Here is a 24,215-nt window from a genome sequence, read left to right on the forward strand (position 1 = left end):
CAGAAAAATATTGTGTGACAGGCTTCACAAATTAAAAAAATAACAGATGACAGATTTTATTTTTGTATTATTCTGGCTTAACTTCGCAGTTAGAAGTAAGTTGTTAATAGTATTAAGTTTCTATTTTCTTATAAAGGATTTTAATATGCTTGACTTGCTTTCACCGAACCAAACTTGGGTACTTATCGATCCAAAACTCTCCTTCTATTTTCCATAATCTACCATTCTTTTCTTTTTATTTATTACTACTCTATTTTCATTTTAGAAAATAATTTTTTACTTAAATTAATCAAATTAAGTTTTGAGGATGTTGTTATGGAAAATTTTAAACATTTACCCGAACCTTTCCGCATTCGCGTTATTGAACCGGTGAAAAGAACTACCCGAGAATACCGTGAAGAGGCAATTTTAAAATCAGGAATGAACCCGTTTTTACTTGATAGTAAAGATGTTTTCCTTGATCTTTTAACCGATAGCGGTACCGGAGCGGTAACACAGGATATGCAGGCGGCAATGTTGCGCGGTGATGAAGCTTACAGTGGCAGTCGTAGTTATTATGCATTGGCAAATGCCGTGAAAGACATTTTTGGATATGAATATACCATTCCAACCCACCAAGGTCGTGGGGCGGAACAAATTTATATTCCCATATTAATTGCCAAACGTGAGCGTGAAAAGGGCTTAGATCGCCGCAAAATGGTGGTATTTTCCAATTATTTCTTCGATACCACACAGGGCCATAGCCAAATTAATGGTGCAACTGTGCGTAATGTGTATATTAAAGAAGCCTTTGATACTACGGTAGCATATCCGTTCAAAGGCAATTTTGACTTAGCAAAACTTGAACAAGGCATTCAAGAAGTCGGTGCTAATAATGTACCTTATATTGTCTGTACCATCACTTGTAACTCCGCAGGAGGACAACCGGTTTCTATCGCAAACTTAAAAGCCATGTATGAGATTGCACGTAAATACGATATTCCGGTAATTATGGATTCCGCCCGCTTCGCCGAAAACGCTTATTTTATTCAACAACGTGAAGAAGCTTATAAAGATTGGACAATAGAACAAATCACTTACGAAAGTTATCGCTATGCCGATTGTTTAGCAATGTCTGCTAAAAAAGATGCAATGGTGCCAATGGGAGGTATTTTAGCTTTCAAAGATCAATCAATGGAAGGTGTTTATCATGAATGTCGCACCCTTTGTGTTGCACAAGAAGGCTTCCCGACTTATGGCGGTTTAGAAGGCGGCGCAATGGAACGTTTGGCAATAGGTTTACGCGATGGAATGCGGCAAGAATGGTTAGCTTATCGCATCGCACAAATTGAATATTTGGTTGCAGGGCTTGAACGAATTGGTGTAGTCTGCCAACAACCCGGTGGGCATGCCGCTTTCGTTGATGCCGGTAAATTATTACCACATATTCCCCCAAAACAATTCCCAGCCCAAGCCCTTTCCTGTGAACTTTATAAAGTTGCCGGCATAAGAGCGGTCGAAATTGGTTCATTTTTATTGGGTCGAGATCCAAAAACAGGTCAACAGTTGCCTTGTCCTGCCGAGTTATTGCGCCTTACGATTCCACGTGCGACCTACACACAAACCCACATGGATTTCATTATTGAAGCCTTCCAAAAAGTGAAAGAAAACGCGGCAAATATTAAAGGATTAACCTTTACCTATGAGCCGAAAGTTTTACGTCATTTCACAGCACGATTGAAAGAAGTGGAATCATAAGAAAATTATCCTAGAAAATGCAGTTCATTTTGAGCTGCATTTTTTATCAAAGACTTATTTCAATACATTGTTATTGATAAGGATTCAATATGAAAAAACAACCTTCCATTTTCGGTGGTTCCTGTATTATTGCCAGTGTTTGCGTGGGCGCGGGAATGCTTGGATTACCCACCTCAGGTGCAGGCGCATGGACAATATGGTCTGCTGTCGCAATTTGTTTAACTATGATACTCATGACATTATCAGGCTGGTTATTACTTGAAGCTTACTCCACTTATGATTTAAGAGCGTCATTTAGTACTGTCACGAAAGATATGTTAGGTTCCACCATTAATGCTATTAATAATCTTGCCGTCTATTTCGTAGGAGGAATTTTACTTTATGCTTACACCACTGCATCTGGCGGCATCATAGAAAACTTAATTAAACCATGGATTAACTTAGGTTCTTCCGGATTAGCCATTTGTTCGACCATATTCGTATTAGTCTTTTCGTATTTTGTTTGGCATTCCACTCGTATTGTAGACCGTATTTCCGTATTACTTATTGTATTTATGGGGCTCACTTTTGTTATTAGTATCTCTGGCTTAGCCGTCAATATTTCTTTGGATAAGCTTTTTGATATTGGAGGAAAAGAGGGCGCTTATGCAAAATATGCTATTGGTATGTTTCCGGTTGCCTTAACTTCCTTTGGTTATCATCACTCCGTTTGTAGTATGCGTGCGTATTACGGCGAGGAACGGAAAGCAAAATATGCCATTTTAGGAGGAACAGGGATTGCCCTAACACTTTACCTCATTTGGGTTTTTGTTATTTTTGGCAATCTTCCGCGTGATCAATTTGCACCTATTCTGGAGAGTGGCGGAAATTTAGATGTATTACTGAATACCCTAGGTAATGTCATTGAATCAAATACAGTAAAACAAATGATCAATGCGTTTTCTATCGCTGCCATTTTATCCTCCTTTATTGGCGTAGGATTAGGCGTATTTGATTATCTTGCCGATTTCTTCAAATTTGACGACAGCAAAACCGGGCGCGCAAAATCTTGGATTGTCACCTTCTTGCCCCCCCTAATTATGTCAATCCTATTTCCATTGGGTTTCTTAAAAGCCATTGGTTACGCTGGTGCGGTGGCAACGATTTGGACTTGTATTATTCCGGCACTTTTGGTTTATAAATCAAGAAAACGTTACCACACGACGGGATTTCGCGTTGGTGGAGGAAACGGATTAATTATTTTTACTGCTTTATTTGGTGTATTTGTTGCCATCGCCCATTTTTTAGCGATGTTTAATTATCTGCCTAACTTTAAAGGTTAATTTGGCAACAAAAAAGTGCGGTCATTTTCAACCGTACTTTTTTTACGACATCCGTCCGCTTTCTATTCGAATGACCTGATCGCAAATTGCCATAGTGGATTGGCGATGGCTGACAAGAATAATAAGTTTATCCGCCTTAACATTGCGTAACGATTGTAAAATAATCGCTTCGTTTAAACTATCCAAATTACTTGTTGGTTCATCCAGCAAAATGATAGGAGCATTGTGTAAGAAAGCACGAGCAATGCCAATACGCTGTTTTTCCCCATCAGAAAGATTGCCGCCTAATTCCGTCATTTTAGTTTGATAACCTTCTGGTAAACTCATAATGAAATTGTGAATTGATGCCTGTTTAGCGGCTTCTATGATCTGCTCTTGCGTCGCAGAACGATGAGCAAGGCGAATATTTTCTTCAATCGTGTCATTAAAAATATAGGTTTGTTGGGTAATATATGCCATATTGTCGCGTAGACTCTTTGTATTGATCTCTGCAAGCGGTGTACCGTTAATGCAAATTTTCCCTTGTTGAGGATCGTAAAAACGCATTAAAAGCTTCAATAAAGTGCTTTTGCCACTCCCACTCCTACCATAAATACCCAAGATTTGTCCTTTATGTAACCGAAAATTAATGTCCTTCAGAATTTGTTCATCCGCATAAGCAAAACTCAGGTTTTCTACACGAATTTCAGAAACCTTTTCTAAATTGACCGCACTTTCTACCTCTTTTAATGCAGGCTGTTCCGCCAATAGACTCAATACTCGCTCACCGGATGCCAAAGTTTGCAATAAATTACTGGAAAGATTACTCAAGGCAATAACCGGACCGTAACTCGACATCAATAAAATCACGCCGACTAAAAAACCGAAAAAGTCTATTTTATTAAAATAGAATAAAATCAGACCTGTGAATAAGATAATAATATTAAAGGCTGATACGGCAATTTCTGTGTAAACTCGGACTTTGCCTTCTTGATCCTTGATTTTTCGGAAAGCCTGATCGATAGATTCGCTACGCTGTTGGATCTCATCTAAACGCTTTTTCGTGTAACCGAAAAGCTGAATTTCTTTCATACCACGGATGCTATCTAGGAAAAAATCGTTCATTTCCCCCACCAGTTCACGATATTGTCTGCCGTCTTCACGGGCTAATTTGGTCGTGATGATAGGCAAAACCACACCGATACAAAGATATGCAATAAGTGCTATTAAGGCAAACCATGGGGAAAAATGAGCAAATACCGCAACTAAAATTGTAGAGGTAAGGAATGCAATCATAATCGGCGCAATGGTGTGGGCGTAAAATACTTCAAGCAACTCAATATCATTTGTGACTAAAGATACAAGCTGGCCGGCTTGTTTATCTTGCAATTTAACAAACGCCAAACGTCGTAAGGCGGAAAAGACTTTATCACGCAACAATGCCAGTAATTTGAAGGCAATATAATGACCGGACATTTGCTCCAAATAACGCAAAACCCCACGGGCAACGGCAAGTGTAATAAGTGCGGTTAAAATTTGAGTTAAATTTAAATGCCCGTCAAAACCAAGCAAATAAGCCAACCCCATTGCGCCCAGCACCATAATAAAAATCGCACTTAGAAAGCCGAGCGTTCCCATTGTGATGGTAAACAGCATAATATGCGCAAGCGGTTTGACCAACTGTAGCAATTGCCACATCACTAAAAATCCGTTTTTACGCATTTACCACCTCTCTAATTTGTTCTAAAGATTTTTGTTGTCGGAACATTTCCGCATAGGCGCCGTTTTCTGTTATTAAAGTAGTATGCGTACCTTGCTCAATCAATTTACCTTTTTCCAAAACATAAATATTATTTGCATTCACTGCGTTAGCAAGGCGATGAGAAATCATCACGATAGTTTTGTGTTGTTTAAATTGTTGGATAAATTTCAAGATCACCTCTTCGCTTTCTACATCAATATTACTGGTGGCTTCATCAAAAATATAAAACTTCGCATTATGCAGCAACGCTCTAGCCAAGGCTAAACGCTGAATTTGACCGCCGGATAAATTTGTCCCGCGGCTTAATAAAGGCATATCCAAACCGCCATTTTCACGCACAAAGTCGGCTAAATTGACTTGTTCCAAACATTGGTAAATTTGCTCATCGGAGGCTTCGGCTTTCGCCATTTGCATATTTTCACGCAAGGAACCTTTAAACACGTAGCTGCTATGGCTAACCAGTGAAACATTTTCGTAAAAGGAAGTGCGGTTAATTTCAACGACATTTTGTCCATTAAATAAAATCTCACCTTTCTGCGCTTTGTAAAATCCCATTAATAACGATACCAGTGTAGATTTTCCGCAACCGCTTTTACCAACAAAAACAGTGAGTTGATTTGCCGGAATCGTTAAATTCAAACCTTGAATCGCTTGTTTTTCCTCGGAATAGGCAAAATGTAAATCCTGTATTTCTACATGCACATTATTTTTTGCAGCAAAACCGACCGCACTTTGTTGTGTTTCTAGCGGCGTATCAAGCAAAATAAAAATCTTATCGGAGGCAGCTTTACCGTTCATTGCCACATGGAAAAAAGAACCCAATAAACGCAAGGGAATAAAAAATTCCGAGGCAAGTAAGATAAACAAAATCACACCTAAAATACTGATTTGGTTCTCTTGATATTGCAAAAGTGCGGTTAATATCCCGACAGCCGCGCCACCATAGGCGAGTAAATCCATTAATGAAACAGAATTAAGCTGCATTGTCAGCACTTTCATTGTAATGGTGCGAAACTGTTCCGCTTCCGCATCCATTTGTTTGGCTTTATAGCCGTCATCTTGATAGATTTTTAGTGTAATCAAACCCTGTAAATTATCTAAAAAACTACTTCCCAACCCGACATAGATCGCCCAATATTTTGCCAAGAGTTTTTTGGCAATTTTATTCACGGCAATAATAGACATCGGGATAAGCGGCACGCACACCAGCAAAATGAATGTGGTCGGTGCATTAAAAAAGACCAAGAAAAAGAACAACGTGAGGGGAGCAAGCAAGCTATAAAATAACTGGGGTAAATAACGCCCAAAATAGATTTCTAATTGCTCCACGCCTTCTGAGGCAATCTGAATAGTACTTGAGGTGGATTGTTGATGTACCTGATTAATAGGCATCCCCGCCAATTTACGATAAATCAAACTGCGTAATTCGTGTTTCACCCTTGTGCTGGCAAAATAAGATGCCTGTACGGATTTTTTACCGACAAATACTCGCAGAGCAAGTGCAGCCAGCAAAATTGCGCCCAAACCAACCGCACTTGGTATGCGAAGATCGCCTAAAAATGAGGCTTGTAGGATATATGAAAATACTACAGCCGTGACAATTCCCCCGACTAAAGCAAGCCAGTTCCACAGTACTGTAACTGCAATCCATTTTTTACTCTCCGCCACAGTATTAATCAGACGTTTATCTATCATCATAAAATGATGTCTCCTATTTTTATTGATGAATTAAAAACGAATTTCGACGGAGGCGGAATAATTTCTGCCCGGTGCATAAAAACGCTCTAATCCCTGTCCTTTATCCCAATCCACTGTATTTACTGTTGAACGGCGGTTTAATCCGCGTAAGCTGTCCCAAGTGTGATATTTACGGTTGAATAAATTGTAAACGCCGGCGCGCAATGTGATATTGGAAAACGGTTTGTAATAGCCGAATAAATCAAAGACGAAGGCTTTATTATTCAACCAACGATAGGTTTCGGTTTTAAGGTAACTTTCCGTTTTTTTACAAACTTGACCGCCAGACCAGTAATCAAAGCCCGATTCAACACATCTTTCCGCCATTTCCGAGACTTGGGCATCCTTTGGTTTTTTATTGCCTAAGTAGGTCAATCTGGAGAAAATTCCCCATACGCCGTTTGGATCTTTATAATCCAAGCCGATAATGATTTTCAGCGGTTGAATAGATAATAGGCTGTCAGAGGTGGACAATTTACCTTTGCTGTAACCTAATGCACCTTGCAGTTTTAATCCGTTTGGTAGTGGAGAAAAAAGTTGATGTAAATCTAAGCTGCCTTTAAATTCAATTCCCTTGATTTTGGCTTTATCCAAATTCACCATTTGTTGGTAATAATCGTCCTGTTTGTCGGTACAGCCGGTGTAGTATTTTGCATACCAATCACAATGTGGATTTGTACGGGTAATCACGGTTTCTTGCTCAAATAAAAAGTGGCGGTAATGGGTTTGGTATAGGCTAATATCCATTTCACCGTATTTTCCCTTCCCTTGTAAAAAGAGATGATGATTTTGACTTTTTTCCGACTTCAAATCGGGGTTTGCTGCCCAGTTGCCGTAAGGGCTTTCAAAGGTAAAAAACATTTCCGACGCAGTAGGCACACGATATCCCGTACTAAATTGATAGCCCAGCTTCCAAGTTTCATTAATTTGGGCATCTAAACCGGCTAATCCACTCCAATTATTAAAGACTTTACCGTCCATATCCACTTCGCTACATAATCTGCCGAACCCGGAACTTTTGCCGCAAGGAACATTGGGATCAATATGTTGGGGTTTCACTTTTTCATAATGATAGCCAAGCCCGAATCTGGCAGAAAATATATCATTGAAAATAAGGTGATCCCGTAGGGTCAACGTATATTGTTTGGTTTTTATCGGATATTGAATCGTATAAATTTCCCGTTTATTCAGACTGCCATCCGGATTTAGCACATCATCTTGGTTGATATTCTCAAACTCTCTTTTTGCCAAAGACGTTTTTAATTTGAGTTGGTGTTCTATATTCCAAAGGGTGAGAGACTGACTGTCTAAGGTTAATGAAACCCGATAAAAATCGGTTTTAAGATTGCGGTTATCGCGGTGTTGTAGGTAGCCTTTTTGATAAATAAATCCGTCGTTATAATTTCCGCCTACCCGTTCATACGAACCTTTGTAATTAATCGCGCTATTTTCAGTTTTTTGATAATCAACATCCGTTCGGACTAAAGAAACGACATCGGATTCAGGCGCCCATTCATAGAACACATTGAAATTAAGGCGTTTTTGTCGATCATCGGCTTCACGCCAGTAAGTCATTAACGAGTAGGATTTTTCATCAGTATAATTGCTGTTTCTTTGTCCGTTTAAAGAGAGACCTAAGCGATGACCGGGCATAAAGTTCCAACCGAGTTTGGCTAAGAAACTGTGATTTGTGTGTTTTGACGGATCGGGATGGATTCGTGCCGCGCCGATTTCTGCCCTCCTTTCAATATCTCTCGGCGTGTCATATTTTCCGTTACTTTGCAGCGTAATATCACCTCCGGCACTTTCGGTTTCTTGCCCGCGTCGCTGAGAATAAATTAAAAGCGCATCAATATTTTCGCCCACATAGCCGAAGCCGAGCGTATTCGTCCATTGCTGATTTTTGCCAGTATAACTGGAACGTAAAAAGCCGCCAAGGGATTTTCCGCTGCTAACAATATCGGTCGCCTCTAAGGTGTGGTAATTAACATTACCGCCGAGTGAGCCGCTACCAAAAGATAAGGAATCGGAGCCTCTAACAATCTCAATATTACGGATTAATTCGGGATCGATACTTAATCTGGAGTTATTAAAATTCCCGTAGCGGGAATATAACGAGTTTTCTTCCGAATCAGGTAGGGATACGCCGTCAATACTGATTCCTACCCGATTCCCTTCTACACCGCGCATCGCAAAGCCTTTCAAGCGACGACCATTATCGGAAATACCGACGTCCGTGGAGTAACGGACTAAATCGGATGTGTCTCTAATCAGTTCGTTTTGAATAGTATTGGCATTTTTTTTGATCACTGCCGGTGTTTTATGTACTTCATTTTGAGTTGCAAGTTCCGTATTGACATTGATTGTTTCCAATTCGACGGAAGGTGCGGTCGGATTTTCCGATGTTTCGCCAAAAACAGCATGACTATAAACGGCAACAAGTAAGGCGATTGGAGAATATTTTAGAAATTTTTGATGATTTTTTGGGTGCATAGTGGAGTTACCTTAGGTGATTGATAAAAATTTGAGAAACGTTATCAATTATAAAGTAACCTGAATACTATGCCAATGAGAATTATTCCTATCCTTTTCTAGGATTTTCTTCCCACAAAAAACCCGCCAAATAGCGGGCTTTTTTGATCATCGGATTAAACATCTAAGTTTGCCCGTAACGCGTTCATTTCAATAAACTCTCGACGCGGTTCTACTTCATCGCCCATTAAGGTTGTAAAAAGTTGATCAGCCGCTACGGCATCTTTAATAGACACTTTCAGCATACGGCGGGCGTTTGGATCCATCGTGGTTTCCCAAAGCTGATCGGCGTTCATTTCCCCCAATCCTTTATAACGTTGCACTTCTAAACCTTTGCGTGATTCTTTCACTAACCATTCTACGGCTTGTTCAAAGGTGCGTACCGGTTGGACTTTTTCACCGCGAGCAACATAGGCTCCGTCCTCTAATAACCCGTTTAATTGATTATTGAGTAAAACAATTTTCGCATATTCATTACCGCTCACGAAATCAAAGTTAATAAAGTAATCGTTATCTATGCCGTGTTTACGGACGGTAATAACAGCCTCATAAACTTGACGCTCAGCATTGAATTGAGTTCGTACCGTATATTGATTCGCTTCGATTTCTTTTTCTTCAAGTTGTTGAACGAAAGATTTACCCCAATTTTCAACCGCACTTTCGTCACGCATCATCTCAACAGAAAGCGGCGGTTGATAAATTAAACCTTGCAATAACGGAGTTGGATAATGACGACTTAAACGCACAATCAATTTTTGTACGCTGTTATATTCCGCTACCAATTTTTCAAAAACAAGACTATTCATTGCCGGAGCATTTTCACTGACGTGTAACGCCGCACCATCAAGAGCAAGCGTTAATTCATATTGTTCCATCTCGTCCGTATCTTTAATATAACGTTCTTGTTTGCCTTTTTTCACTTTATAAAGCGGTGGTTGGGCAATATACACATAACCGCGCTCAATAAGCTCAGGCATTTGGCGATAGAAAAATGTGAGTAAAAGCGTACGAATATGTGAGCCGTCCACATCCGCATCGGTCATAATAATGATATGGTGGTAACGCAATTTATCCGGATTATATTCATCGCGTCCGATACCACAACCCAACGCGGTAATTAATGTACCCACTTCTTGGGAAGAAAGCATTTTGTCAAAACGTGCTTTCTCAACATTGAGAATCTTTCCCTTTAACGGCAAAATAGCTTGGGTTTTACGATCTCGTCCCACTTTTGCCGAACCACCCGCAGAATCTCCCTCCACTAAGTAAAGTTCTGAAAGTGCAGGGTCTTTTTCTTGGCAATCTGCCAGTTTGCCCGGAAGCCCGGCAATATCCAATGCCCCTTTACGGCGTGTCATCTCACGGGCCTTACGTGCTGCTTCACGGGCCCGTGCCGCCATAATAATTTGATTAACAATGATTTTCGCATCCGCAGGATTTTCCAATAAGTATTCCTGCATTTTCTCATTCATTGCAGATTCCACTGCACTCTTCACTTCAGAAGAAACTAATTTATCTTTCGTTTGAGAAGAAAACTTAGGATCAGGCACTTTCACAGAAATAATCGCCACTAAACCTTCACGAGCATCATCGCCTGAAGTTGCGACTTTTTCTTTTTTCAATAGACCTTCACTTTCCATATAGTTGTTTAAACTACGGGTCAGAGCACCACGAAAACCAGCTAAGTGTGTGCCGCCATCACGTTGCGGAATATTATTGGTGAAGCAATAGACGTTTTCATTCACACCATCATTCCATTGCAATGCTACTTCCACACCTATACCGTCTTTTTCTGCCGTAAAGTAGAAAGGTTTCGGGTGAATTGGATTTTTATTTTTGTTTAAGTACTCAACAAAGGCCTGAATCCCACCTTCATAGTGGAAATGATCTTCTGCGCCATCACGTTTATCAATCAAGCGAATAGATACACCAGAATTCAAAAATGAAAGTTCACGTAACCGTTTTGCGAGAATTTTGTAATCAAACGTTGTGATGGCAAAAATATCCGGACTTGGCCAGAAACGCACGGTCGTACCGCTGACATCAGTATCACCAATCACAGTTAATGGTGCTTGCGGTTCACCTAAATGATAAAATTGCTCATGCACATGACCTTGACGACGAATGGTGAGCTGCAATTTGTCAGAAAGCGCATTGACTACCGATACCCCCACGCCGTGCAAACCGCCCGATACTTTATAAGAGTTATCGTCGAATTTACCGCCAGCGTGCAATACCGTCATAATCACTTCAGCAGCCGAAACGCCTTCTTCCGGATGAATATCCACTGGAATTCCACGACCATCATCTTGCACAGACACCGAATTATCATCATGAATTGTCACGATAATATCTGAACAATGGCCTGCCAATGCCTCATCAATCGCATTATCCACCACCTCAAACACCATGTGGTGCAAGCCGGTGCCATCATCGGTATCACCAATATACATCCCCGGGCGTTTACGTACTGCATCTAGCCCTTTTAATACTTTGATACTGGATGCACCGTAGTTATCGGTCATGGTCGTTTCTGACATAATTAATCTCTATTTTGTAAATGAAAATTGGGCGAGATTATAGCAAAAAATGCGCTAATTAGCGAATAATTACCAAAAAGGCTCTTATTCTAAAAAGCTGTTCCTTGAGGTGAAAATTATCCGGTATGACGTTCTTTCAATTTACTGATCACATCAGCCCACGATAATCCCGCATCCTGTAATAGGACCGTGAGGTGATAAGCTAAATCGGCGGCTTCGCAAATGGTTTCTTCCCTATCTTTCACCGTGGCGGCAAGAGCCGTTTCTACGCCTTCTTCGCCAACTTTCTGTGCAATACGTTTTGTGCCTTTAGCGTAAAGTTGGGCGGTGTAAGAAGTTTGCGGATCGACCCCTTTACGGCTGGCAATTAACCGCTCTAATTTGCTGAAAAAGATCCAATCCGGCTCGCTTTTTTCAAATTGATGAAAGCAGCTTTCCGCCCCTGTATGGCAGGTATTGCCCATCGGTTCGGCCAAAATTAAGAGGCTATCGTTATCGCAATCAAGGCTCATATCCATCACGTTGAGGAAATGCCCCGAGTTTTCCCCTTTCGTCCATAGCCGCTGCTTGGTGCGGGAATAAAAGGTCACCCGCTTTTCATTTAAGGTTTTTTCTAAGGCTGCTTGGTTCATATAACCCAACATCAGCACTTCGCAGGTTTGAATATGTTGAACGATAACAGGGAGAAGATTATCAATTTTTTGCCAGTTGATTTGGGTTAGATTTAGCATTCTGTTCCTCTAAATATAAATGAAGGTATTTGGTCATTGCCTCTAGTTGAATTTGGTCATTTTCGTCATCAAACTCAAGGTATTTTATATTGGCTTTTCGGCAAGCCTCTCTTTTTATCGCATCCCGCTCAATCGCATTTTGTTGATAATGCCCCTTTCCTTGATATTCAATCGCAATCACGGGATAGCCTTTTCGATCGATAATTAAAAAATCGATCCGTTTACTGTTAATTAAAGCAAAATGTCGATTGTCTTTTGTCGCTAATATTTCGCCCATTGACACTTGCGAAAATAACCGAAAATATTGCCTATTCTCAATACTGCTTAATCGCTGTGTTATTTTTAGAAATAGCTGATATTCCGATTTATTCATTAAAGGTTTTTTAGTAAAAATGGCCTCTGACATCAGCGCTAAATGACTTTTCTCATTTGATGAGAACGCAATTTGCTGACGGTTTTTTCGCTTATATCACCTAGGCTTGAATAAAACAATCATAAAACAGAGAAAGAGAAATAAAATAATTTCACCGATTAATCGTAAATCCATTATTTAACCTCACTAAACAGTTTGCAATATTATCCAAATAAAAGACCGCTTGCTATATTCGGATTGAAAAATCAAATTGAGATAAATACGCCTTTAACTCCCCAATTTGAATAATCTGCTTATGAAATACACTCGCTGCCAACGCACCGTCCACTTTAGCCTCCATAAACGCATCGCGGAAATGCGCCATTTCTCCCGCCCCGCCGGAGGCAATCAGCGGAACACGGCAGACTTCCCGTACCTTTTTCAGTTGAACGAGGTCGTAGCCCTTGCGAACCCCGTCTTGGTTCATCATATTGAGTACAATTTCCCCCGCGCCCCGTTGTTGTACCTCTTTAACCCAATCCAATAATTGCCAGTGGGTTTGGCGGGTACGGTTTTCATCGCCGGTATATTGATTGACCCAATATTTGCCGGTTACCGCCTCAAACCAGCTGTCGATCCCGACCACGATTGCCTGCACCCCGAAACGATCCGCCAACCTTGAAATCAGGGTGGGATCAGCCAATGCCGGTGAGTTAATCGAGATTTTATCCGCGCCAAAAGCAAACAACGCTTCGGCATCCTTTAGCGTTTTTATACCGCCCGCCACACAAAACGGAATATCAATTACCTTGGCAACGCGTGCTACCCAGCTTTTGTCCACTGTTCTGCCGTCCGACGATGCCGTAATGTCATAAAACACCAATTCGTCCGCTCCTTCTGCCGCGTAACGTTTTGCAAGCGGGACAATGTCGCCGATAATTTCGTGATCACGGAATTGCACGCCTTTGACGACTTGCCCGTCTTTCACGTCCAAGCAAGGAATTATCCGTTTTGCCAACATTTTATCGCCTCCTCTACGCTAAATTTCCCGTCTAATAACGCCCGCCCGACAATCACGCCTGTCACACCCGTGCCTTTGAGTGCTTCAATATCCGCAAGCGATCCGATCCCGCCGGAAGATTGAAAATGAATATCGGGAAACGCCTCACACATTTCACGGTAAAGGGAAACATTTGAGCCGGCCAGCGTGCCGTCCCGTGAAATATCGGTACATAACACGTGTTGCAAGCCAAAAGTGCGGTAGTTTTCTACCACGTTTTCAAGGGTGAGCGGGCTGGTTTCTTGCCAGCCTTTGATCGCTACGTATTTTTGCCCGTGTGCAATGCGCACATCCAAGGCGAGTACGAATTTTTCTGCGCCGTATTTTTCAAACCAGTGCTGCACGGTTTTCGGTTCGGTTACCGCCGTTGAGCCAATCACCACCCGATTAGCCCCCACTGCGAACAACGCTTGGATATCTTGCTCACAGCGAATCCCCCCGCCTACTTGAATATGGCCTTGGGTCGTCTCAATAATTTGCCCAATCAATGCGGTTTGCCGACGATGCGGATCTTTTGCGCCGGTTAAATCCACCAAGTGTAACTGCGCCGCGCCCTGCCGAATGTAATCGGCAAATTGGCTGATAGGGTCGTCATTGTAGGTGGTTTGTTGGGCATAATCCCCCTGGTGTAACCGTACGATCTTCCCGTCAATCAAATCAAGGGCGGGGATAATCATTGATGTTTTCATTGTGTTTGCCTTAATACTGATTATTTTTGATTTAATTTTGCAATATTGCCGATAAGCTGTGCGAAATCAATCGCATTTTGCGGTGTAATAACAGGCTTTCCCGTTTCTTTTTCAAGGCTTTCTCGTGCAACTTTGGCCACATTTCCCCCGCGCTGTGCGACCGCTTTATTTTCTTCCAACCCTTGTGGGTGCGTAATCTGGGTAATATCCTTCGTGGCGGCCTCGGCTAACATATTCAGTACCAATTCGGTCGTGGACATATTATCGCGCAAGTTTTCTTTCTTTAAGCCTTTGAAATCTTTATATTCTCGAGTCGTCATTCCGCTCCAAGTCCGTGTAATTTCATTGGTTAAAATCGCAAACTCCCGCCCCTGTTCAATGCCGTGATCTTGCCACGCATCCGTTAATTCTTTTCGCACCTGAATAGCCTGCAAGCGTTGGTTAATCCATTCACGAGAATAGCCTTTTTTCAAGTAGGTTTCTAACGCACGGTCGATAGTTAATTCGGGATCGATAATCTCATCAACCCGCTCTTTCCCCACCTCAGCCAACCAAAGTTTAAACGGCTCGGCTTTAGGGGAAGGGATCGATTGAATAATGCGAAAAATGCCTTGTAAATCAATCGCATCGGTTTTGTACATTTTACCGTCAGCCGCCCTAAATTTCAGTTGTACGATTTTTTCGTACAACTCAACGCCGCCCTCTTCATCCTTGATTTTCCGTTTTAAATCACTCCAATAACGGCGTGGATTATTGCTACCCGAAAGTGCTTGTACAATATCCACCACACTAAAAAACCATTCTGCCTTTTCACTATCCCAAACGGAACGGATTTGGCTATTTTCAAATAATTTAATCTCATTCATTGCTTATTACCCCCAATTTACTGTAATTATATTCAGTAAATTTGTTAGCGCCATCACTCTCATTCAGTTTTACGATCAAGATCACAGAATTTGCAACAAAGGCGAACGATCTCACCGCTTGTCAGCCATTTTCGACAAAATTTCTCAGCAACATTGCGCCATTTTTGCCCGAGCGTTCCGGGTGAAACTGGACGCCATAAAAATTATCCCGCTGAATGGCGGCGGAAAACGGCACGCCGTAATCACAGGTGGCAATCGTATTGTTATTGGGCAATACGGCGTAGCTATGCACAAAATAGAAATGGCTGCCTTGCGCAATCCCCGCGAATAATGGGTGGTCGGGTTGGTAATTGACGTTATTCCAGCCCATATGCGGCAACGACAGCCCCGTATCGGGTATCCGCTCGGTTTTCCCCTCCATCAGATTGAGCGTCGCCACATTGCCTTCATCAGAAAATGCCGTCATTAACTGCATTCCCAAGCAAATGCCTAATACGGGTTGCGTGAGGTTTTGAATGGTCTCAATTAACCGGCGATCGTGCAGGTTTTTCATCGCCGCCATCGCCGTGCCTACGCCGGGTAAAATTAATTTCTCGGCCGATTGAATTTTTTTCCGATCCCTTGTGATTTCGGCGCGATAACCCAGTCGGTCAAAGGCAAATTTGACAGAGGAAAGATTGGCACAGCCGGTGTCGATGATGACTAATTTCATTATATTATTCCTTTCTATCTTTACTATTTTTATGGGTATCAATCCCTAGAAACCCGAATAGTTTGTTTGATATGTTTTAAATTTGCCACAATGGTAAACGTCATTACAATCAATAATGACCAAGCTCCCCATTTACCTAAATGCACGGTTGTCCACGCCCCCATTTGGTTAGGATACTGCCAAATACCTATAAATGTTCCGATATTTTCTGCCAACCAAATAAAAAAGCCAATTAATGCAAAGGCAAGCAATAGTGGCATACGGCGTTTGCGGTCGTAAGGGGTAAAATAAACATAAGTACATGCATACAACCCCATTGCAAAAGCAGCTAAATACCATCGATAATCGCCAATATAATGGTGCGTAAAAAAATTAAGGTAAATCAATACAGCCACCAAAGCAGAAAGCCAATAAGGGGGATGGCTTTTGATTTTCACATCAAGTAGTCGCCAAGCTTGGATAATATAGCTACCTACAGCAGCATACATAAATCCCGTGAACAATGGCACTCCACCAATTTTGGTGTAGGCAAAATCAGGATAAGCCCAAGACTGAATACTGCTTGATGTCTTAAAGTATTCCAAAGCGAATCCAACTAGGTGAAATAGTGTGATCGATTTTATTTCATCTAAAGTTTCCAATTTTGCCCAATACATTACTGCTTGTAATACGATGGCAAAAATTAGTAAGACATCATAGCGGGAAATACCCCATAATCCTGTTTTCGGTATTGCAAACATCACGATAAAAAATAGCCCAGCAAAAAGACAAGCTCTCGCTTCTTTTAACCCGAAAAACCAAAATTCCACTATAAAGCGTTTTATCCCTAGAAGTTCAGGGTTAAGTGGGTGATGTACAAGCCAATAGTCTAATTTATTTAGCATTTTATGATATTTCCAGAACGACCATTAAAGAACCCCCTTACTACTCGGCAACTCCCTTCCCTCCACCTTAATCGCCTGTCTTAACGTGCGCCCGAACACTTTAAACAGGCTTTCGATTTTATGGTGGTCGTTATCGCCTTTGACTTTTAAATGCAGGGTAGCCATCAGGCTATAAGCCAAGGATTGGAAGAAATGCTCCGTCATTTCGGTGCTGAAATCGCCCACTTTGTCCCGCTTGAATTTGGCTTTAAATTTGAAATACGGTCGGCCGGAGAGATCGAGCGTACATTCGGCTTTGCATTCGTCCATCGGCAAGACAAAGCCGAAGCGGGCAATGCCCCGTTTGTCGCCCAAGGCTTGTTTAATCGCCGCCCCAAGGGCGAGGGCGGTATCTTCTACGGTGTGGTGTTCGTCAATCCACAGATCGCCTTTGCACGAAACATTCATACGGAAGCCGCCGTGGGTGGCGATTTGGTCGAGCATATGGTCGAAAAAGCCCACGCCGGTGCAGATCTCATTTACGCCCGTTTCGTCCAGCCAAATTTGCACCTTGATGTCCGTTTCTTTGGTTTTGCGCACCACTTCGGCGTAGCGCGGCGCGCGGTCGTGACAAGCGGTCGGTTGCGACAATAATTTTTCCACGATCAGATCCCAATTCAACTTTTCGCGGTGATATTGCAACGCCCGAATGCCGAGATTTTCCGCGAGCTGAACATCGGTTTGCCGATCGCCAATCACAAAACTTTGGGCGGGATCAAAGTGTTTCCCCTCAAGATAGTGTTGTAGCAATGCGGTTTTCGGCTTGCGACACTCGCAGTGGTCTTCGGGTTTATGCGGGCAGATCAGCACCTCGTCAAACCGAATACTTTGCGATGAAAAGAGCACCATCATTGCGTTGTGCGGTTTGTCAAAATCCGCTTGCGGAAAGGACGCCGTGCCCAGTCCGTCCTGATTGCTCACCATCACCAAGCGGTAGCGGGTCTGCAATTTCAGCAAGGCGGGAATCACGTTCGGCTCAAATTGCAGTTTTTCCAAACTGTCGATTTGGAAGTCGGTTTTCGGCTCGTCAATCAACGTGCCGTCACGGTCGATAAATAGGGTGGGTTGCATATGGTTTCTCCATCAATCTATCCCATACGAGCCGTATGGGGTTATTTAATCCGAGCTGCTTTGCAGCACCATTTATTTTATAGCTATCAGTGCCAAAGGCGCCGGGCTTCAGTAACCTAGCACCACTCGTGCTAGGGAGAGATGAGGCTTGGCATCATATTGATTTTATCGCCCCCAACACGCGCTCATTCTCACGCGTCGTCCCCACGGTAATCCGCACACAATTCTGTAACCCCCACGCCTTGTGTTGATCTCGCAGAATAATCCCTTGTTCCCAAAGCGTCTGAAACACTTTTTGCCCGTTTTGAAATTTGACCAGCAGATAATTGGTTTCGCTGGGGAAAACCTGTTCCACAAGCGGTAACTTTTCGAGATTTTTTTGCAAATCCGCACGGTTTGCCAGGGTGTCGGCAACTTGGCGCTGCATTTGAGCCAATCCCACCGGTTGCAAGGCTTGGGCGGCAATATCGGCGACCGGCACGGGCAGCGGATAAGGCGCGATGACTTTCTGCAAAATGCGGATCAATTCAGGGTTGGCGAGGGTAAAGCCGCAACGCAAGCCCGCCAGCGCAAAGGCTTTGGAGAGGGTGCGGATAATCGCCAAATGCGGGAAGTTTGCCAGTTCTGTTGCCATTGTCGCCTCAGGGCAAAATTCGATGTAGGCTTCGTCCACCACCACAATCGCTTTACCTGCGGTCATTTGCAAAAGTGTCAGCAAATCCGACCGCTTGATCAGGTTGCCCGTCGGGTTATTCGGGCGGCAGACAAACACCACTTTCACGCCGTCAAGCCGGCGTGCAATCTCGCTGAGGTTCAGTTGGAAATCCGCCGTGAGCGGCACGGTTTTACAGGCAATCCCGCAGGTTTCGGCACTGACGGCGTACATTCCGTAGGTCGGCGGGCAATATAGAACGGCATCATTCGCTTCACAGAATGCGCGGATAATCAGCTCAATACTTTCGTCTCCGCCACGGCTGACCAATACATTTTTAGGCTGCACGCCGGCATAGTGGGCGTAGCCCTCAATCACCCCTTGAGGCTGCGGTTCGGGGTAGCGGTTAAAAGTGCGGTCGGTTAAATCGAAGTTTGGTGAAGTCGGGTATTCATTGGCATTTAACCATACATCGCCCCGACCGCCCAAACGGCGGGCGGATTGATAGGGGGTAAGGGCTTGGATATTTTTTCGGGATAATTGGTGGATAGTCATTGTGTTTGCCTTTTAAAACCTATGATAAATTTTGTATAACCTAAAAACATTATGGCTCTAATATAGTGATACTAAAACACCCTTGCTTTTCCGAGAAGGTTTGGCGATAACCTTGTTTGGCTAAGATCTTTTTCATTTCACGAATCACCAAACCGTGCGCCACAATAGCACAGTTTTGGTCTATGGGTACTTTCTGCATAAAATTGTTTACCCTTAATTTTTCTTGAGACGGTGTTTTACTGGCCCGATTTAGCCCAATGAACCAAAGTAAACGGGAGATCACAAACCAATGCGATACGGATAATGAAAGCAACGGAATATCGGCAATATGTAAATTAAATTCTTTAAGTTCATCACAAAAGATGATTTTATCTCGTTCAAACAGATATTCTGCGGTAATACGGGCTCTCGGCAAAGGGGAACTATAAACACATTCGCTTTGTTTAATCTCATTCAGGATAGTCTGTGAGCTTAAGCAGGCTATTTCAGAGAGATTAATATCTTCTGTATTATCGTATGCGATTAAATATTGCTTCGCTTGCTCGGCAGTACATTTCCTATTAGGCATATTTGGTGTGCAGTGCCGAATTAATATGATGCGCTTTTTCATATGAATATCCCCTCTTGTCGCCTTTAGTTTTTTAACATATGCATCATCAACCGAATTAATGTGTCTTTTTGTTTAGGATCAGATTCTGCCACTAATAAAGTGAGAGCTGCCAGTCCCGTATCATTAATCACGGGCTGATTTTCCGCATTAAGCAAGCGGTTATTTCTATGTAAAAAATCGACAAATAAAAATGCCCCGCTGCGTTTATTGCCGTCTGAAAACGGGTGATTTTTCACAACAAAATAAGTAAATGCGCCGCTTTCGCTTCAATACTCGGAGGCGGGCTCACCGAAAACCGTTTGATCTAAATTGCCTAAAATTGCAGCCAAACCCTCATCACGCTCACGCCCGAATAAATCGGACGCTTCGCCCCGTTCGACTAATTGGCGTTTAAAGTCGGCCAGTGCAGAACGCGCTTCCGTCAGGCTTGGCAACACGCCGCCTTGCTGAGTTTTGGGTTCGATTAACAATCCTTCGTCATATTGTTGCAGCCATAAAAATGTCTGCGCATAACGGCTGACGATATCCACTAACCCACGCCCGCTGGCGAGGATTAATTCGGACGATTGTGCCGTTTTTTGAATTAAAGCCAGCGCTTGCTCCAACTCCACCACATTTTGTTGCAAACGTTTTTGATTTAACGCATAGCCTTTTACTAAATAGTCTTTTAAGCGGGCGGTTGCCCAGCGTCGAAAGGCAATACCTTGAGGAGATTTCACACGGTAGCCAATAGATATAATCATATCCAGATCATAATGTTCGATTTCACGATTCACCGATCTTTTTCCTTCTTGGCGAACTATCCGGAATTTCCGGATAGTTGAATTACGCTCTAATTCTTTATCATCAAATACATTTTGAATATGTTCATTAATTGTTCGAGTATCTTTACCAAACAGTTCTGCCATCTGTGCCTGTGAAAGCCAAACGGTGTCATTTTCAAAACGGACCTCAACTTGGGCTTGTCCGTCTTGCGTTTGGTAAATTTCAATTGGATTTTGCATTTTTTCTCCTTTTGTTTGTCTTTTCTTAAATACATTTTTCTAGCGTTTCATAAATAAAATAGGATAAGGATTGCCTTGTTCATCAAACTCGGAACGTTTATAGACCCGAAAGCCCATTCGCTCGTAAAAGCCTTTCGCCGATGGATTTTGTTCATTCACGGTTAATTCATTCATTGCATATTTTTCAATAGCGTAATTCACTAGCGCTTTGCCCAATCCGTTTCCTCGTTGAGCGTTATCAATAAATAACATTTCTAATTTATGTTCGACAATGCCCATAAAGCCAAGCGGTTGCTTTTCACTATTTTCAATCACAATTAAATGCGGAATATGCTCTAATGCCTGCGGCACATATTGTTTGATATGTTCAATTTCTCTATCGGATAAAAATAAATGGGTTGCTTTAACGGACGTTTCCCAAATAGTTAATAATTTTTCAATAAGTAGTGGGGTTCTATTTGTTATTTCAATAATGTTCATAATTGTTCTCTGCAATAATAATGAAGATTAAAAATATTGTAGGGACGCAATGCTTGCGTCCTCGGACACGCACAGCGTGTCCCTACACACAGTATCAACAATATACATTTTTTGATGCTACCTCTCTAACTTCTCCAACCTAATTGCTACCGCTTGCTTGTGAGCCTCAAGCCGTTCGGCAGCAGCCATTGTCATTACGGTCGGGGCAAGGGCTTGGAAGCCCTGTGGACTCAGTTCTTGCACAGTCATTCGCTTGCTAAAATCCGCCAGTCCTAAACCGGAATAGGTGCGGGTGTCGCCGTAAGTCGGCAACACGTGGTTTGTTCCGCTGGCGTAATCCCCCATACTTTCGGGGCTGTATGCCCCTAAGAAAATGGAGCCGGCGTTGTCGAGTTGATCAAGCCATGCTCGCGGATTTTCCGTTTGCACCACCAAATGCTCCGGTGCGTAGGCGTTGCTGATTTGGACACACTCGGCTAAATCTTGCGCGATAAAGATTCGGCTATGTTCAAGGGCTTGGCAAGCGGTCTGTTTGCGCGGTAAATTTGCAAGTTGTCGTTCAATCGAAAGTGCGGTCTGTTTTGCCAGCGTTTCACTATTCGTTACCAAGATCACCTGACTGTCCGCGCCGTGTTCCGCTTGGGAGAGCAGATCGCTGGCGACAAAATCAGGGTCAGCCTTTTCATCGGCGATGACTAATACCTCTGACGGGCCGGCCGGCATATCTATCGCTGCACCGTTGAAAGACTGGCTCACTTGGCGTTTTGCCTCTGTCACGAAGGCATTGCCCGGCCCGAAAATTTTATCCACTTTGGCAACCGTTTCCGTACCAAATGCTATCGCCGCAATGGCTTGCGCCCCGCCCACGGCATAGACGGTATCAATGCCGCATAGCTCGGCGGTGTAGAGAATTTCATCGGCAATCGGTGGCGGGCTGCACAGCACGATTTTTTGACAACCGGCAATGGTTGCCGGCACGGCTAGCATCAGCACCGTGGAAAAAAGCGGCGCAGAACCGCCGGGGATATAGAGCCCCACCCGTTCAATCGGGCGGGTCAGTACTTGGCAACGAACCCCTGCTTGGGTTTCAATATCCACGATTTGCGGTTGTTGGGCTTGGTGGAAAGTGACAATATTTTGTTTAGCCTGTTGAATGGCTTGTTTCAGCTCAGTCGAAAGCCGTTCGCCCGCCTGTCGGATCTCGGCTGACGATACGATCAACCGCTCTAATTTCACCTTATCGAATTTTTCGGTGAGATCAAATAACGCCCGATCACCCTGCGATTTGACAAGATCGAGGATGTTTCCGACCGCTTGTTTAATTTCATTAGACGCCGATAACGCCGGACGGGTTAAGGCTTGCTGCCGTTCTGTGTCGGTCAGGTTATTCCAAGTGAGTGTTTGCATCGTTTATTCCTTGTTTTTAATTTAAAAATCCGCTGCTATTTCATCATCTTCTCAATCGGTAACACCAAAATCGAACTTGCGCCGATGGCTTTGAGTTTTTCCATTGTTTCCCAAAATAGGTTTTCTTGGCTGACAACGTGCATCGCTACTTGGTTGGTGTCGTGAGCCAATGAAAGAATGGTGGGATTTTCCACCCCCGGTAGGAGTGCGGTAATCTCGGCGAGCCGATCTTTTGGCGCGTGCAGCATTATGTATTTGCTTTCCGCAGCCTGTTGCACCCCTTGAATGCGGGTAAGCAAGCGGTCGATTAGCGCCTGTTTTTTGCAATCCATTTCCGTTGCCCGCTGCACAAGGCAGGCAGTAGAGCGGTAAATCACTTCCACTTCCCGCAATCCGTTTGCTTCTAACGTTGCCCCCGAGGAGACCAAATCACAAATGGCATTGGCTAAACCGGCGGCGGGCGCAACTTCTACCGAGCCGGTCAGCAAGCAATTTTTGAACGGCACATTGTGTTGCTGCATATAGCGTTTAAGCAGATTCGGATAGGACGTGGCAATGCGGGCGTCGGTTAAATCGGCAAGATTGCGATAATCTGCCTCTCTTGGCAGGGCGAGGGAGAGACGGCAACCGCCAAAATCCAAACGTTTAAGCAATTTGTAATCGGCATTTTCACCACCGGCAAGTCGCCCTAACGCCACTTCTTCCAGCACATTTTCGCCGATAATGCCAAGATCGACCACGCCGTCAAAAATCAGCCCCGGAATATCGTCATCGCGTACCCGTAAAATATCAATCGGCAGGTTTTCGGCATAGGCGAGCAGCCGCTGTTCGTTCCAGTGAATTTTTACGCCGCACTGCTTGAGAAGCATTTGGCAGTCGGTGCTGAGCCGCCCGGATTTTTGTATGGCGATGCGTAGTCTGTCTTTGTTTGTCATATTGCGTTCCTGTTATTTTGGATAAAGAAAAACCCCTCGAAATGACTTCCGAGGGGTTGAATTGGGGGATTGGGTTCATTCGTACTCGGAAGTTTTCTTCCGAACACACCAAATGCCCGAAAGATTATTCAGGAAAATGATGGTGATGATGTTTAGTACGAATAAAGCGCATAATTTACTCCAAAATTGATTGTTTTTGACTATACGCAAAAATGAATGGACGCGCAAGGGCTTTTTGATAAAAGACGCAAGCGATTGTATATAAAGAAAAAAATTGGTTCTGTTGCCCCAAAAATGAATAAAATGATTTAAGAGACAATATAAAGTGCGGTCTATTTTCTGGTATTTTTTACTAGTAATCCGTAACCTAATACCGTTTCTTATTTCATCCAGCTGATTTTGGATGTTAAATCTTTGTGTTGCAAAACTCATCACAGTAACTTTTTTAGTTCACTATTAAAATGCTAAAAATTGTATTTTTCCAATTTTTCAAATAACAATCCTTGTTATGCTAAATTTAGCAAACTCATGGGTAAAAGCTTTGGGGCTGACGTAGATT

20 protein-coding genes, 1 pseudogene and 1 other annotated feature are annotated in these 24,215 nt (G+C 43.0%); of the genes and pseudogenes, 3 read left to right on the forward strand and 18 right to left on the reverse strand.

Features of this window, described 5'->3' with window-relative positions:
• Positions 1 to 145: 145 nt before the first annotated feature.
• From tnaC to BKL51_RS05595, 3 genes are all read left to right on the forward strand, one after another.
• Complete coding sequence (gene tnaC / locus BKL51_RS12320) at positions 146 to 217, forward strand: tryptophanase leader peptide (RefSeq protein ID WP_369801908.1); 72 nt, start codon at positions 146 to 148, stop codon at positions 215 to 217.
• A gap of 98 nt (positions 218 to 315) precedes the next feature.
• A complete protein-coding gene (gene tnaA / locus BKL51_RS05590) occupies positions 316 to 1,737 on the forward strand; it encodes a tryptophanase (RefSeq protein WP_077465753.1) in 1,422 nt (473 codons plus the stop codon).
• A gap of 89 nt (positions 1,738 to 1,826) precedes the next feature.
• The gene (locus BKL51_RS05595) at positions 1,827 to 3,059 is read left to right on the forward strand and encodes an aromatic amino acid transporter (RefSeq protein WP_077465754.1); all 1,233 of its coding nucleotides are present in this window, start codon (positions 1,827 to 1,829) and stop codon (positions 3,057 to 3,059) included.
• A gap of 42 nt (positions 3,060 to 3,101) precedes the next feature.
• Here BKL51_RS05595 and cydC read toward each other — a convergent pair whose 3' ends face one another.
• The 18 genes and pseudogenes from cydC to hisG all read right to left on the reverse strand — a co-directional run bounded on the left by cydC (position 3,102) and on the right by hisG (position 23,656).
• Positions 3,102 to 4,760 (reverse strand): thiol reductant ABC exporter subunit CydC, encoded by a 1,659-nt coding sequence (gene cydC / locus BKL51_RS05600; protein ID WP_077465755.1) that lies wholly within the window; start codon positions 4,758 to 4,760, stop codon positions 3,102 to 3,104.
• Positions 4,753 to 6,498 (reverse strand): ABC transporter ATP-binding protein/permease, encoded by a 1,746-nt coding sequence (locus BKL51_RS05605; RefSeq protein ID WP_077465756.1) that lies wholly within the window; start codon positions 6,496 to 6,498, stop codon positions 4,753 to 4,755. Before BKL51_RS05605 ends, cydC begins: the two co-directional genes overlap by 8 nt.
• Before the next feature lie 30 nt (positions 6,499 to 6,528).
• Positions 6,529 to 9,030 carry a TonB-dependent hemoglobin/transferrin/lactoferrin family receptor gene (locus tag BKL51_RS05610; RefSeq protein ID WP_077465757.1) on the reverse strand — a complete coding sequence of 834 codons (2,502 nt, stop codon included), beginning with the start codon at positions 9,028 to 9,030 and terminating at the stop codon, positions 6,529 to 6,531.
• Positions 9,031 to 9,185: 155 nt separating this feature from the next.
• Positions 9,186 to 11,609 carry a DNA topoisomerase (ATP-hydrolyzing) subunit B gene (gene gyrB, locus BKL51_RS05615; protein WP_077465758.1) on the reverse strand — a complete coding sequence of 808 codons (2,424 nt, stop codon included), beginning with the start codon at positions 11,607 to 11,609 and terminating at the stop codon, positions 9,186 to 9,188.
• 116 nt (positions 11,610 to 11,725) lie between these two features.
• Positions 11,726 to 12,340, reverse strand: coding sequence for a bifunctional phosphoribosyl-AMP cyclohydrolase/phosphoribosyl-ATP diphosphatase HisIE (hisIE, locus tag BKL51_RS05620; RefSeq protein WP_077465759.1), 615 nt, complete (start codon positions 12,338 to 12,340; stop codon positions 11,726 to 11,728).
• Positions 12,303 to 12,746: a DUF2726 domain-containing protein gene (locus BKL51_RS05625; RefSeq protein ID WP_143530549.1), complete on the reverse strand. Its 444-nt coding sequence runs from the start codon at positions 12,744 to 12,746 to the stop codon at positions 12,303 to 12,305. The genes hisIE and BKL51_RS05625 overlap by 38 nt, the downstream gene beginning before the upstream one ends.
• Before the next feature lie 193 nt (positions 12,747 to 12,939).
• Positions 12,940 to 13,713, reverse strand: coding sequence for an imidazole glycerol phosphate synthase subunit HisF (gene hisF / locus BKL51_RS05630; RefSeq protein ID WP_077465760.1), 774 nt, complete (start codon positions 13,711 to 13,713; stop codon positions 12,940 to 12,942).
• Positions 13,695 to 14,441: a 1-(5-phosphoribosyl)-5-[(5-phosphoribosylamino)methylideneamino]imidazole-4-carboxamide isomerase gene (hisA, locus tag BKL51_RS05635; protein ID WP_077465761.1), complete on the reverse strand. Its 747-nt coding sequence runs from the start codon at positions 14,439 to 14,441 to the stop codon at positions 13,695 to 13,697. Before hisA ends, hisF begins: the two co-directional genes overlap by 19 nt.
• Before the next feature lie 20 nt (positions 14,442 to 14,461).
• Positions 14,462 to 15,307, reverse strand: a complete 846-nt coding sequence (locus BKL51_RS05640; RefSeq protein ID WP_077465762.1) for a BRO family protein — start codon at positions 15,305 to 15,307, stop codon at positions 14,462 to 14,464.
• A gap of 121 nt (positions 15,308 to 15,428) precedes the next feature.
• On the reverse strand, positions 15,429 to 16,019 hold the full coding sequence (gene hisH, locus BKL51_RS05645; RefSeq protein WP_077465763.1) for an imidazole glycerol phosphate synthase subunit HisH: 591 nt from the start codon (positions 16,017 to 16,019) through the stop codon (positions 15,429 to 15,431).
• 38 nt (positions 16,020 to 16,057) lie between these two features.
• Entirely contained in the window at positions 16,058 to 16,903 is an 846-nt protein-coding gene (locus BKL51_RS05650) for a DUF817 domain-containing protein (protein WP_077465764.1), read from the reverse strand.
• Between the two features lie 24 nt (positions 16,904 to 16,927).
• Complete coding sequence (gene hisB / locus BKL51_RS05655; RefSeq protein ID WP_077465765.1) at positions 16,928 to 18,013, reverse strand: bifunctional histidinol-phosphatase/imidazoleglycerol-phosphate dehydratase HisB; 1,086 nt, start codon at positions 18,011 to 18,013, stop codon at positions 16,928 to 16,930.
• A 154-nt stretch (positions 18,014 to 18,167) separates the two neighbouring features.
• Positions 18,168 to 19,220: a histidinol-phosphate transaminase gene (hisC, locus tag BKL51_RS05660; RefSeq protein ID WP_077465766.1), complete on the reverse strand. Its 1,053-nt coding sequence runs from the start codon at positions 19,218 to 19,220 to the stop codon at positions 18,168 to 18,170.
• A 49-nt stretch (positions 19,221 to 19,269) separates the two neighbouring features.
• On the reverse strand, positions 19,270 to 19,830 hold the full coding sequence (locus BKL51_RS05665) for a histidine phosphatase family protein (RefSeq protein ID WP_077465767.1): 561 nt from the start codon (positions 19,828 to 19,830) through the stop codon (positions 19,270 to 19,272).
• A gap of 23 nt (positions 19,831 to 19,853) precedes the next feature.
• Positions 19,854 to 20,834: pseudogene (gene rhuM / locus BKL51_RS05670) on the reverse strand (RhuM family protein).
• Positions 20,835 to 20,873: 39 nt separating this feature from the next.
• The gene (locus BKL51_RS05675) at positions 20,874 to 21,314 is read right to left on the reverse strand and encodes a GNAT family N-acetyltransferase (protein WP_077465768.1); all 441 of its coding nucleotides are present in this window, start codon (positions 21,312 to 21,314) and stop codon (positions 20,874 to 20,876) included.
• A 117-nt stretch (positions 21,315 to 21,431) separates the two neighbouring features.
• A complete protein-coding gene (gene hisD, locus BKL51_RS05680; protein WP_077465769.1) occupies positions 21,432 to 22,721 on the reverse strand; it encodes a histidinol dehydrogenase in 1,290 nt (429 codons plus the stop codon).
• A 35-nt stretch (positions 22,722 to 22,756) separates the two neighbouring features.
• Positions 22,757 to 23,656, reverse strand: coding sequence for an ATP phosphoribosyltransferase (gene hisG / locus BKL51_RS05685; RefSeq protein WP_077465770.1), 900 nt, complete (start codon positions 23,654 to 23,656; stop codon positions 22,757 to 22,759).
• A 24-nt stretch (positions 23,657 to 23,680) separates the two neighbouring features.
• Positions 23,681 to 23,805, reverse strand: a sequence feature (His leader region).
• Positions 23,806 to 24,215 lie beyond the last annotated feature (410 nt).

The sequence above is a fragment of the Rodentibacter sp. Ppn85 genome (genome assembly GCF_001999335.1).
Lineage (GTDB): Bacteria > Pseudomonadota > Gammaproteobacteria > Enterobacterales > Pasteurellaceae > Rodentibacter.

Excerpts from the sequence above, each read along its gene's own strand:
- tnaA (WP_077465753.1), top strand. The coding sequence starts at position 316 with ATGGAAAATTTTAAACATTTACCCGAACCTTTCCGCATTCGCGTTATT.
- BKL51_RS05595 (WP_077465754.1), top strand. The coding sequence starts at position 1,827 with ATGAAAAAACAACCTTCCATTTTCGGTGGTTCCTGTATTATTGCCAGT.
- cydC (WP_077465755.1), bottom strand. The coding sequence starts at position 4,760 with ATGCGTAAAAACGGATTTTTAGTGATGTGGCAATTGCTACAGTTGGTC.
- BKL51_RS05605 (WP_077465756.1), bottom strand. The coding sequence starts at position 6,498 with ATGATGATAGATAAACGTCTGATTAATACTGTGGCGGAGAGTAAAAAA.
- BKL51_RS05610 (WP_077465757.1), bottom strand. The coding sequence starts at position 9,030 with ATGCACCCAAAAAATCATCAAAAATTTCTAAAATATTCTCCAATCGCC.
- gyrB (WP_077465758.1), bottom strand. The coding sequence starts at position 11,609 with ATGTCAGAAACGACCATGACCGATAACTACGGTGCATCCAGTATCAAA.
- hisIE (WP_077465759.1), bottom strand. The coding sequence starts at position 12,340 with ATGCTAAATCTAACCCAAATCAACTGGCAAAAAATTGATAATCTTCTC.
- BKL51_RS05625 (WP_143530549.1), bottom strand. The coding sequence starts at position 12,746 with ATGTCAGAGGCCATTTTTACTAAAAAACCTTTAATGAATAAATCGGAA.
- hisF (WP_077465760.1), bottom strand. The coding sequence starts at position 13,713 with ATGTTGGCAAAACGGATAATTCCTTGCTTGGACGTGAAAGACGGGCAA.
- hisA (WP_077465761.1), bottom strand. The coding sequence starts at position 14,441 with ATGAAAACATCAATGATTATCCCCGCCCTTGATTTGATTGACGGGAAG.
- BKL51_RS05640 (WP_077465762.1), bottom strand. The coding sequence starts at position 15,307 with ATGAATGAGATTAAATTATTTGAAAATAGCCAAATCCGTTCCGTTTGG.
- hisH (WP_077465763.1), bottom strand. The coding sequence starts at position 16,019 with ATGAAATTAGTCATCATCGACACCGGCTGTGCCAATCTTTCCTCTGTC.
- BKL51_RS05650 (WP_077465764.1), bottom strand. The coding sequence starts at position 16,903 with ATGCTAAATAAATTAGACTATTGGCTTGTACATCACCCACTTAACCCT.
- hisB (WP_077465765.1), bottom strand. The coding sequence starts at position 18,013 with ATGCAACCCACCCTATTTATCGACCGTGACGGCACGTTGATTGACGAG.
- hisC (WP_077465766.1), bottom strand. The coding sequence starts at position 19,220 with ATGACTATCCACCAATTATCCCGAAAAAATATCCAAGCCCTTACCCCC.
- BKL51_RS05665 (WP_077465767.1), bottom strand. The coding sequence starts at position 19,830 with ATGAAAAAGCGCATCATATTAATTCGGCACTGCACACCAAATATGCCT.
- BKL51_RS05675 (WP_077465768.1), bottom strand. The coding sequence starts at position 21,314 with ATGAACATTATTGAAATAACAAATAGAACCCCACTACTTATTGAAAAA.
- hisD (WP_077465769.1), bottom strand. The coding sequence starts at position 22,721 with ATGCAAACACTCACTTGGAATAACCTGACCGACACAGAACGGCAGCAA.
- hisG (WP_077465770.1), bottom strand. The coding sequence starts at position 23,656 with ATGACAAACAAAGACAGACTACGCATCGCCATACAAAAATCCGGGCGG.